This window comes from Caulobacter sp. D5 (genome assembly GCF_003185805.1).
In the GTDB taxonomy this organism is placed as follows: domain Bacteria; phylum Pseudomonadota; class Alphaproteobacteria; order Caulobacterales; family Caulobacteraceae; genus Caulobacter.
This window is the reverse complement of the sequence record NZ_QHJY01000169.1, coordinates 1-9,686: the sequence shown is the minus strand read 5'-3', so window position 1 is coordinate 9,686 and position 9,686 is coordinate 1. Positions and strand designations below refer to the sequence as shown.

9 protein-coding genes are annotated in these 9,686 nt (G+C 70.6%); 2 read left to right on the top strand and 7 right to left on the bottom strand.

Features of this window, described 5'->3' with window-relative positions:
- Positions 1–69: 69 nt before the first annotated feature.
- Complete coding sequence (locus DMC18_RS12440; protein WP_110120136.1) at positions 70–1,011, bottom strand: GlxA family transcriptional regulator; 942 nt, start codon at positions 1,009–1,011, stop codon at positions 70–72.
- Positions 1,012–1,106: 95 nt separating this feature from the next.
- On the opposite strand from DMC18_RS12440, the gene DMC18_RS12435 reads away from it, so the two are divergent.
- Complete coding sequence (locus DMC18_RS12435) at positions 1,107–1,811, top strand: DJ-1/PfpI family protein (RefSeq protein WP_110120135.1); 705 nt, start codon at positions 1,107–1,109, stop codon at positions 1,809–1,811.
- Positions 1,812–1,918: 107 nt separating this feature from the next.
- On the opposite strand, the gene ygiD is transcribed toward DMC18_RS12435, so the two are convergent.
- On the bottom strand, positions 1,919–2,689 hold the full coding sequence (ygiD, locus tag DMC18_RS12430) for a 4,5-DOPA dioxygenase extradiol (protein WP_110120138.1): 771 nt from the start codon (positions 2,687–2,689) through the stop codon (positions 1,919–1,921).
- 252 nt (positions 2,690–2,941) lie between these two features.
- On the opposite strand from ygiD, the gene DMC18_RS12425 reads away from it, so the two are divergent.
- Positions 2,942–3,994: an acyltransferase gene (locus DMC18_RS12425; RefSeq protein ID WP_233248137.1), complete on the top strand. Its 1,053-nt coding sequence runs from the start codon at positions 2,942–2,944 to the stop codon at positions 3,992–3,994.
- 83 nt (positions 3,995–4,077) lie between these two features.
- Here DMC18_RS12425 and nadC read toward each other — a convergent pair whose 3' ends face one another.
- From nadC to DMC18_RS12400, 5 genes are all read right to left on the bottom strand, one after another.
- Complete coding sequence (gene nadC / locus DMC18_RS12420; protein WP_110120137.1) at positions 4,078–4,920, bottom strand: carboxylating nicotinate-nucleotide diphosphorylase; 843 nt, start codon at positions 4,918–4,920, stop codon at positions 4,078–4,080.
- Between the two features lie 14 nt (positions 4,921–4,934).
- Complete coding sequence (locus DMC18_RS12415; RefSeq protein ID WP_110120133.1) at positions 4,935–5,561, bottom strand: Uma2 family endonuclease; 627 nt, start codon at positions 5,559–5,561, stop codon at positions 4,935–4,937.
- 29 nt (positions 5,562–5,590) lie between these two features.
- Positions 5,591–7,117, bottom strand: coding sequence for an L-aspartate oxidase (locus DMC18_RS12410; protein ID WP_110132968.1), 1,527 nt, complete (start codon positions 7,115–7,117; stop codon positions 5,591–5,593).
- 159 nt (positions 7,118–7,276) lie between these two features.
- Complete coding sequence (nadA, locus tag DMC18_RS12405) at positions 7,277–8,362, bottom strand: quinolinate synthase NadA (RefSeq protein ID WP_199228585.1); 1,086 nt, start codon at positions 8,360–8,362, stop codon at positions 7,277–7,279.
- 383 nt (positions 8,363–8,745) lie between these two features.
- Positions 8,746–9,686: ATP-binding protein (locus tag DMC18_RS12400; protein WP_146218060.1), on the bottom strand; the 941-nt coding region annotated here is incomplete at its 5' end.

Here is a 9,686-nt window from a genome sequence, read left to right as displayed (position 1 = left end):
AACCCGCGGCGCTCGACGATAAAACACCTGGGTCCCCGCTTTCGCGGGGATTTTACGGAGTGGGTGGGCTTAACCCGCCTTCGCCGCCCGCCTCAGCGCCTGGGGCGGCTGGCCGTAGACGCGGATGAAAGCGCGGCGCATGCGTTCGGAGTCGCCGAAGCCGGATTCCAGCGCGATGTCCTCGACCTGCAGGGGCGCGCTGTCGAGCAGGGCGCGGGCGGCCTCGACGCGCAGGCGCTCGACGGCCTTGGCGGGCGTGGCGCCGGTCTCGGCGGTGAACAGGCGGGCGAAGTTGCGCGGGCTCATGGCGGCGCGCTCGGCCAGCTCCTCGACGGTGAGGGGGCGGGCGAGGTTCTCACGAGCCCAGGCCAGCAGCGGATCGAACCGGCCGCCCTTCATCTCCAGCAGGGCCGAGAACTGCGACTGGCCGCCGGGGCGGCGGTGATAGACGACGAGCTGCTGGGCCGTGCGCTTGGCGATCGCCTCGCCGAGATCCGCGCCGATCATGGCCAGGGCCAGGTCGATGCCGGCGGTGATGCCGGCCGAGCTCCAGATCGGGCCGTCCTGCACCCAGATGCGGTCGGCCTCCAGCCGCACGCCGGGAAAGCGGCGCTGGAAATCCTTGGTGCGGCTCCAGTGGGTGGTGGCGCGCTTGCCTTCCAGCAGGCCGGCGGCGGCCAGGACGTAGGTTCCCGAACAGACGCTGGCCGTGCGGCGGGCGGTGCGGGCGGCCTGCCGCACATAGGCCAGGGTGGTCTCGCAGGTCGCCGGCGCCTTCACCCCGTCGCCGCCGGAGACCAGCAGGGTGTCGAAGGCGGGCGCCTTGTCGAAGGGCAGGGTGTCGAAGGCCGCGCCGGAACTGCTGGCCGTCCAGCCGCCGTCGCGCGAGACCAGGAACAGGCCGTAGGCGCCGGGGTCGAAGCGGGCGGCGATCTCGAAGGCCGAGATCGGGCCGGCGGCGTCCAGAAGCTGGAAGCCGGGATAGACCAGCATGCCGACGGCGCGAGGCATTGATTGACCCTATCTGGCGGAAATCGAGGGATCTCCGTCATTTCCGCCGAACGCTAGCTGGGAGACCCTCGGTCGTCAAATAAGGAGGGCTCTCCATGACCGACCAGATCCGCATCGTCTTCGCCCTGTTCCCGGGCGTGACCCATCTCGACTTCACCGGCCCGCACCAGATCCTGGCGCGGCTGCCGGGCGCCAAGATCACCGTCGGCAGCCTGGAGGGGGGCGAGGTCGAGGCCGACGGCCTGATCTTCGCCCATCTGACGCGGCTCGACCAGATCGAGGCGTGCGACATCCTCTGCATTCCTGGCGGTTTCGGCACGACGCAGGCGATGGGCGACGCGGCGTTCCTCGATCAGATCAAGCGGCTGGCCTGGAGCGCGCGCTACGTCACCAGCGTCTGCACCGGCTCGCTGGTGCTGGCGGCGGCGGGGCTGCTGGAGGGCAAGCGGGCGGCCTGCCACTGGGCCTGGCGCGACCAGCTGGCCCTGTTCGGCGCGATCCCCGACGAGAGCCGCGTGGCCCGCGACGGCCGCTTCGTCACCGGCGGCGGGGTGACGGCGGGCGTCGACTTCGCCCTGACCCTGGTGGCCGAGATCGCCGGCCCCGGCGTGGCCCAGGCCATCCAGCTGGCCGTGGAATACGCGCCGGATCCGCCGTTCCAGTCCGGCCGGCCCGAACTGGCCCCGCCGGAGGTGCTGGCGAGGGTGCGGCGCATCTACGACAACGGCATGGACGAGCGCGTGGCCGCCGCCGTGGCCGCGGCGGCGAAGCTGGGGAAGGGGGCGCTGGAGACGGCCTGAGGGGCCGAAACCTCGTCCTTCGACAAGCTCAGGATGAGGTTTCTATTGCACGGCCTTTGCCATGATCCTCACCCTGAGCTTGTCGAAGGGCGAGGATCACGCAGGCCTCACCCCACCTGCACGCCCGTCATCGAGATCGCCGCGAAGACGTCGTCGGCGAAGAACGACACCGGCTCGCCGGGGCCTTGCGCGCCCAGCACGTAGAGCAGGGGCAGGTAGTGCTCGGCGCTGTTGATCGACAGGTCCGCGTCGGGACCCAGGCCTTCCCAGTCGATCAGCGGCTGGTGGTCGCCCGAGGCGATCAGGGCCTTGGCGGTCTCGTTGAAGCGCGGCGCCCAGTCCGGCGTCTCGCCGGTGCGGAAGTTCACGGCCCGCAGATTGTGGACGATGTCGCCGCTGCCGATGATCAGCACGCCCTCGTCGCGCAGGGCGGCCAGGCGGCGGCCGGCCTCGTAGTGCCAGGCGGCGCTCTGGCCGCGATCCAGGCTGACCTGCACCACCGGCACGTCGGCGTCGGGATACATCGGCCGCAGGACGCTCCAGGCGCCGTGATCGAGGCCGCGGGTCGGATGCTGCACGGTGCGCTGGGGCGACAGCAGCTGCGCGGCGCGGGCGGCCAGGGCCGGATCGCCCGGCGCGCGGTACTGCACGTCGAACAGCGCCTGGGGGAAGCCGCCGAAGTCGTGGATGGTTTCCGGCTGCTCCGAGGCGCTCAGCGCCGTGCCGCCCATGGTCTCCCAGTGGGCGCTGACCATCAGCACGGCCTTGGGGCGGGGGAGGTCGCGGCCCAGCTGCGCCCAGGCGCGGCTCCAGGCGTTGTCCTCGATGGCGTTCATCGGCGAGCCGTGGCCGATGAAGAGGGCGGGCATGCGGGTCATGGCGGCGAAGTCCAATTAGATACTCGTGCAGTTACAGATGGGGGCTCGCGCGTCGGTGGTCAAGCATGGCCCAGCGCGACCTTCCGCCGCTTCCCCCCGGGGCTCGGCTTTGTTAAGGCCACGGGCGTGAGCAGTCCGTCGTCATCCTCGGAGTCGGTCCCCCCGGCCGGCACCGCCCCCAGAGTCGCCCCAGTCGCGTCACCCGTCGTCCACGCCCCCCGTCCGGCCACCCGCGGCGGCGCGCTGGACCTTTTGCGCCTGGTCGCCGCCCTGCTGATCGTGGTCTACCACTTCGGCGCCGAGAGCCCGCTGCGCATCGAGCGCTTCCACCCGGTGTTCGCGCGCGGCTATCTGGCCACGGACTTCTTCCTGATGCTGTCGGGCTACGTGCTGGGCCGCGCCTACGGGCCGTCGGCGATTTCGGGCCGCATCACCCACTTCCAGTTCTGGCTGCGCCGCGCGGCGCGGGTGTGGCCGGGCCACCTGATGGTGCTGGCCGCCATGGCGGGCCTGGTCTTCGCCCTCAACGTCATCGGCACCGACGCCCACAAGCCCTCGCGCTTCGCCTGGGACCAGCTGCCGCTGCAGGCCATGCTGATGCACGCCTGGGGCTTCAACAGCGACGGCTGGAACCTGCCCAGCTGGTCGCTGTCGGCGCTGATCGTCTGCTACGCCCTGTTCCCGTGGTTTTGGCGCGCCGCCAACCTGACCCGGCGGCCTTGGCTGCCGATCGTGCTGGCCGCCGCCGTGGTGGTCGCCTTCGACGTCGCCTCGCGCCAGACCAACGGCTTCGGCTTTTCGGAAGTCTCGATCGGCCTGTCGGACCTGCCCTTGCGTATCGGCGTGTTGCGGGCCCTGCCGCTGTTCCTGCTGGGCCTGTGCCTGGCGCGGGCGGTCGAGCTGAACTGGCCAACGGAAAAGGCCGCCAAGATCCTGCTGACCCTGGGCTGCGCGGGGCTGGTGATCCTGCAACTGATCGGCCGCTTCGACCTGCCGAGCCTGGTGTGCCTGGCCGCCATCATCCTCGGCGCCGGCCGCCTGCCGGTGAAGCATCCCAAGGCCTGGATCGAGGAGGGCGCCAAGCTTTCCTTCGCCCTGTTCATCACCCACATCCTCGTCGGCGTGATGTACTGGAGCGCCGTGCACAAGCTGATCGACACGGTGCCGATCGGCATCGGCGGGCAGTGGCTGATGTGGATCGCCGGCTTCCCGCTGGCGATCGGGGCTGCCTGGGTGTTCCACACCTATATCGACCAGCCGGTGCAGGACCGGATCATGCCGTGGGTGCGGGGCAGGGGGCGCTAGGTATCCCCTCGGTCGGCATCCCGGATAAACGCTGCGCGCTTTCCGGGATGACGAGTTTGGGAGTCTTTGGGGGAAACGGGCCCTCAGGCCGCGTCCAGGCCGATATCCAGCACCGGCGCGGAGTGGGTCAACGCCCCCACGCTGATCACGTCCACGCCCGTCTCGGCGATGGCGCGGACGGTGGCCAGGTTGACGCCGCCCGAGGCCTCCAGCACCGCGCGGCCCTTGGCCAGCGACACGGCCGTCTTCAGATCGTCGAGGCTGAAGTTGTCGAGCATGACGACGTCGGGCCCGTGCTTGAGGGCGTCTTCGAGCTGGTCCAGGCCATCGACCTCGACCTCGACCTTCACCAGGTGGCCGGCGAAGGCGCGGGCGCGGCGGACGGCTTCGCCGACCCCGCCGCAGGCGGCGACGTGGTTGTCCTTGATCAGGATGGCGTCGTCGAGGCCGAAGCGGTGGTTGACCCCGCCGCCGCAGCGCACGGCGTACTTCTCCAGGGCGCGCAGGCCCGGCGTGGTCTTGCGGGTGTCGACGATGGTCGCCCCCGTGCCCTCGACGAGACGCACATAGGCCCGGGTCAGGGTGGCGATGCCCGACAGGTGGCCCAGAAGGTTCAGCCCCGTGCGCTCGGCGGCCAGCACGGCCCGGGCGTTCCCTTCGGCGCGGGCCAGCACCGTGCCGGGTGCGGCGTCGGCGCCGTCGGGCGTGACGACCTCGAAGGTCGCGGTCGGATCGAGGGCGAAGAGGGCCAGGCGGGCGCAGGACAGGCCCGAGACGCGGCCGTCCTGGCGGCTGGCGAAGACCACAGACAGCCGGGCGTCGGCGTCGATGCAGGCCAGGCCCGTGATGTCGCCGGCCCGGCCGAGATCCTCGGCCAGGGACAGATCGACGATGGGGCGGACGAGAAGGTCGGGCAGCGGCTCGATACGGGGCAGGGCGGTCAAAATACGCTCTTCAGGGCAATATCGGCGTCGGGGGCGAACAGCGGCGAGACGCTGTCGTCGGCGGTGAGGAGCAGGCGCTCGGTCCAGTCGCCTTCGAACGGGCGGCGGAAGACGTGAAGCTTGGCCTGCTTGACGTCGATCACCCAGTATTCGGCGATCCCGGCGGCGGCGTAGGCGCGGCTTTTTGAGCCGAGGTCGCGCTTGAGGGTCGAGAACGAGGCTTCGATAACCAGAAAGACTTGGTCGGGGCGCAGGAAGAAGCCCTCGCAGTCACGAGCGATGACGGCGCCGTCCGGATCGAAGGCGGAGATGTTGGAAACGCGAACCGTGCCGCCGTTCAGCATTTCGTAGCGCGCCTCCAATCCGAGGCGTTCGATGGCCCGGTCGAGCGCCTTGTTTAGGCGTGCGGCGGTTCGGGCATGGGGCAGCGACTCCGAGGGCATCCGCACCAGCCTTCCGTCTTCGAGTTCCACGCGGGTGGCGTCGTCGCGATCGAAAATCCCGGCCCGCAGCATGGTCTCCAGGTCGTCGACGGTCAGCAGGAACTCGGTGACGCCCTGCTCGGCGAAGCCTTCGGCCGCGCCGTCTAGCGAGCTGTCAGATGGACCGAACGGCGTGCTCATGGTCGCGTCTCCGTTCTCCTTACGTACCACTATTCCGCGGCGTGGCGCAAACCGGCCTGGACGGGGTCGAGGGTGACGAAGGTGCGGACGGGATCGGCCTTTTCGGGGAAGTCCGAACGGTAGTGGCCGCCCCGGCTTTCCTGGCGGGCCAGGGCGGCGTCGACGATCAGGCGAACGGCGACCAGGGGCGGGCAGGGGCCGTGAGCGGCCTCCAGCGCGGCGACCTCGCCCTGCAGGCGGACCAGGCCCTCGGCGTCGCGGATGACGCCGGCGTCGCGGCTCATGGCCTTGCGCAGGGCCTGGAAGGCCTCGTCCGGCAGGTCGGGCAGGGGCGCGAGCGACATCGGCTCGCCGCCGGCTTGAGTCCCATTGGGGGCCTCGGCCGCCGCGGCGCGGCCGGCGCGGGCGCCGAACACGGCCGCTTCCAGCAGGCTGTTGGAGGCCAGGCGGTTGGCGCCCTGTACGCCGGTGGAGGCGCATTCGCCGGCGGCGTAGAGGCCCGGCAGGCTGGCGCGGCCGTCCAGATCGGTGGCCACCCCGCCCATGTGGTAATGCACGGCGGGAACGACCGGGATCATCTCGCGGCGCGGATCGACGCCCGCGCTCTGGCAGGCCTCGAACACGGCCGGAAACTCGTGCGGGAAGTGGGCGCCGACCGCCGTCGTGGCGTCGAGGAAGGCGCCGCGCCCGGCGGCGCGCTCGGCGTGGATGGCGCGGGCGACGACGTCGCGCGGGGCCAGTTCCTTGGCCGGGTGATAGTCGGCCATGAAGGCGCGACCGTCTGTATTCCTGAGGATCGAGCCTTCACCGCGCAGGGCCTCGGTGGCCAGCGGCGCCGGGTCGCGGCCGATATCGATGGCCGTGGGGTGGAACTGCACGAACTCGGGATCGGCGATCTCGGCGCCGGCCAGGGCGGCCAGGCCCAGGCCCTCGCCGCGCACCTGGGTCGGGGTGGTGGTGACGGCGTAGAGGCCGCCGACGCCGCCGGTGGCCAGGATCACGGCCTTGGCGCGGACTTCCACGAGCTCGCCATCGATTTCGGCGAGCACCCCGACCACGCGGCCGGCAGCGTCCTGAAGGAGGCGGCGGGCGCGGGCGTTCTCGCGGATCTCGATGGTGGGCGTAGCGCGCACCGTGGCGATGACGGCGGCCATGATCGCAGCCCCGGCCCCGTCGCCGCCAACGCGGGCGACGCGGGCCTTGGAGTGGGCGGCTTCCAGGCTCAGCACGAAGTCGCCGTCGGCTTTGCGGTCGAAAGGCGCGCCGAGCGCCGCCAGGGCGCGGACGGCCGCTGGGCCTTCGCGGGTCAGCAGCGCCACGGCGTCGCCGTCGCACAGGCCGGCGCCGGCGGCGATGGTGTCGGCCGCGTGCAGCGACGGCGTGTCGTCGCCGGCCAGGGCGGCGGCCAGCCCCCCTTGCGCCCAGGCGCTGGAACAACCGGTCGCCAGCGGCGTCGGCGACAGGACCAACGCGGTCTTGGCGGCCAGCGCAGCGGTGAGGCCGGCGAGGCCCGCCCCGAGGATGACGGGGCCGTCGAAGGTGATGCGGTCGACCATCTCATACTCCACTCCCTTCCCCCTCGATGGGGGAAGGGCCGGGGATGGGGGTGAACACGGCGGTTCGGCCATCCGAGAAAGACGAGGGGAGGGCGTTGCAGCGGACAGGCCGCGCCACCCCCATCCCCAACCCTTCCCCCATCGAGGGGGAAGGGGGCTTTAAATCAGCTCCACGTCCACGTGGTGGCGCGCCTTGACGAGGTCGTAGCGGGCCGGGGCGGCGGGCGGGGGCAGGTCGATCATCCGCTGCACGGCCTGTCGGGCGCGGTCGAGGATGTCGGCGTCCACCGTCACCTCGTACTGCTCGTGCACCAGGGCGTCGTAGATGTTCTGCAGGGTGATCCGCTTCATGTGCGGGCACATGTTGCAGGGGCCGATGAACTGGGTCCCGGGGCTTTCGGCCTGGACGTTGCTGGCCATCGAGCACTCGGTGATCAGCACCACCTGGGCCGGCTTGCGCGCGGCGACATAGTCGTTCATCGCGGCGGTGGAGCCAGCGAAGTCCGAGGCCTCGAGGATCTCGGCCGGGCATTCGGGGTGGGCCAGCACCTCGGCGCCGGGCCAGGCCGCGCGCATGTCGGCGATGTCCTGCGGCGTGAAGCGCTTATGCACCTCGCAGTGGCCGGCCCAGGCGATGATCTTGACGTCCGTCTGGCGGGCGACGTTGCGGGCCAGGAACTCGTCGGGGATCAGGATGACCTTGTCGGTCCCCCATTCCTTGGCGGCCCACTCCACCACCTGCACGGCGTTGGCGCTGGTGCAGCAGATGTCGGTCTCGGCCTTCACGTCGGCGGTGGTGTTGACGTAGGTGACGACCGGCACGCCCGGATGGCGCTCTTTGATCAGCCGCACGTCGGCGCCCGTGATCGACGAGGCCAGCGAGCAGCCGGCCAGCAGGTCGGGGATCAGGATCTTCTTTTCGGGGCTGAGCACCTTGCTGGTCTCGGCCATGAAGTGCACGCCGGCCTGGACGATGATCTTGGCGTCGCTCTTGGCGGCCTCTTTGGCGAGCGCGAGGCTGTCGCCGACGAAGTCGCCCACGCCGTGGAAGATGTCCGGCGTCATGTAGTTGTGGGCCAGGATGGCGGCGTTCTTCTCGCGCTTCAGCCGATTGATCTCGACGATCAGCGGCGCGTGCAGGCGCCATTCCATCGGGGTGACATGGTGCTTGACCTTGTCCCAGACGGCGGCGGTCTCCGCCTCGATGTCGGCGGTGAAGGCGAGGGGCGCGAAACCGTCGGCCATGTCGTCCTCTCTTATGCTCAAAGTGAGCATTTCCTGGGCCTCAAAAAACGCCGAGACCGAGTTGCGGCTCCGTCCGGCGTCGCGACTTATGCTGAAATTGAGCATAAGGGGCTATCCACATATAGCGGCTCGCTTTGGAAATGCAAAGCATGCGGACGAAAAATCGCTTCCAGGGTTTCTGAACCGGCTTCGCCGATCGGTGGGGGTGGCTGGATCATCCCCGACCATGAGCCGATTTTTCACCGAGCATCCCCGCGAAGGCGGGGATCCAAGCCGAGGCGACAGATATCCTGCGGCCGCGCCGCTACCGGAAAGTCGGTTTGGATCCCCGCCTTCGCGGGGAGAGGCGGACTTGGAGGCGTTTGAACGGTGATCGGCCCGTCCTAATGCATCCGCCTGGCTTCGAAGGCCTGGTCGATGGCCCGGATCAGGGCGTCCAGGGCGTAGGGCTTGCGCAGCAGGGGCCAGGGCGTGGCGCGGGCCTGGGCCAGTTCCTGGCCTGTGTAGCCCGAACTCAGCAGGATCGGCAGGTCGGGGCGCTCGGCCGAGAGGATGGACGCCAGGTCCACGCCGCTCTTGTCGCCCGGCATCATCACGTCGGTGACCAGCAGGCCAAGCTCGGGATGGGCGCGGGCGACGCTCAGGGCCTCGTCGGCGTCGCCGGCCCGGCGCACGTGGTGGCCCAGCTCCGTCAGCATGGCCTCGACCAGGTCGCCGACCTCGGAATCGTCCTCGGCCAGCAGCACCTCGACGCCGGGGCGCGGGGCGGGGGCGGCGACCGGGGCGTCCTGCAGGATCGCGCCCTCGTGACTGGCCGGCAGCAGCATCGACACCGTCGTGCCCTTGCCGGGCTTGGAGGCGATCTCGACCTCGCCGCCGCTCTGGCGCACGAAGCCGTAGACCTGCGACAGGCCCAGGCCCGTGCCCTTGCCCGAGGCCTTGGTGGTGAAGAACGGCTCGAAGGCGCGGGCGATGGTGGCGGCGTCCATGCCGGCGCCCTCGTCGCACACCGCGACGCGCAGATAGGCGCCCGGCTTCAGCTCGCCGCGGGTCTTGGCCAGGGTCTCGGGACCGGACTCCACAACGATGGTCCCGCCGGGCGGGCTGGCGTCGCGGGCGTTGACCACCAGGTTGAGCAGGGCGGCCTCGAACTGGCCGGAGTCGATCAGGGCGGTGCGGGTGCCCGAGCCGAGGCTGAGCTTCAGCGGCAGCACCTCGCCGACGGCCCGCCGCAGCAGGGCCTCGCTCTCGGCGATCACCCGGTCGACGCGGCAGACCTGGGGATTGAGCGGCTGGCGGCGGGCGAAGGCCAGCAGGTGCTGGG

Excerpts from the sequence above, each read along its gene's own strand:
- DMC18_RS12440 (WP_110120136.1), bottom strand. The coding sequence starts at position 1,011 with ATGCCTCGCGCCGTCGGCATGCTGGTCTATCCCGGCTTCCAGCTTCTG.
- DMC18_RS12435 (WP_110120135.1), top strand. The coding sequence starts at position 1,107 with ATGACCGACCAGATCCGCATCGTCTTCGCCCTGTTCCCGGGCGTGACC.
- ygiD (WP_110120138.1), bottom strand. The coding sequence starts at position 2,689 with ATGACCCGCATGCCCGCCCTCTTCATCGGCCACGGCTCGCCGATGAAC.
- DMC18_RS12415 (WP_110120133.1), bottom strand. The coding sequence starts at position 5,561 with ATGAGCACGCCGTTCGGTCCATCTGACAGCTCGCTAGACGGCGCGGCC.
- DMC18_RS12410 (WP_110132968.1), bottom strand. The coding sequence starts at position 7,117 with ATGGTCGACCGCATCACCTTCGACGGCCCCGTCATCCTCGGGGCGGGC.
- nadA (WP_199228585.1), bottom strand. The coding sequence starts at position 8,362 with ATGGCCGACGGTTTCGCGCCCCTCGCCTTCACCGCCGACATCGAGGCG.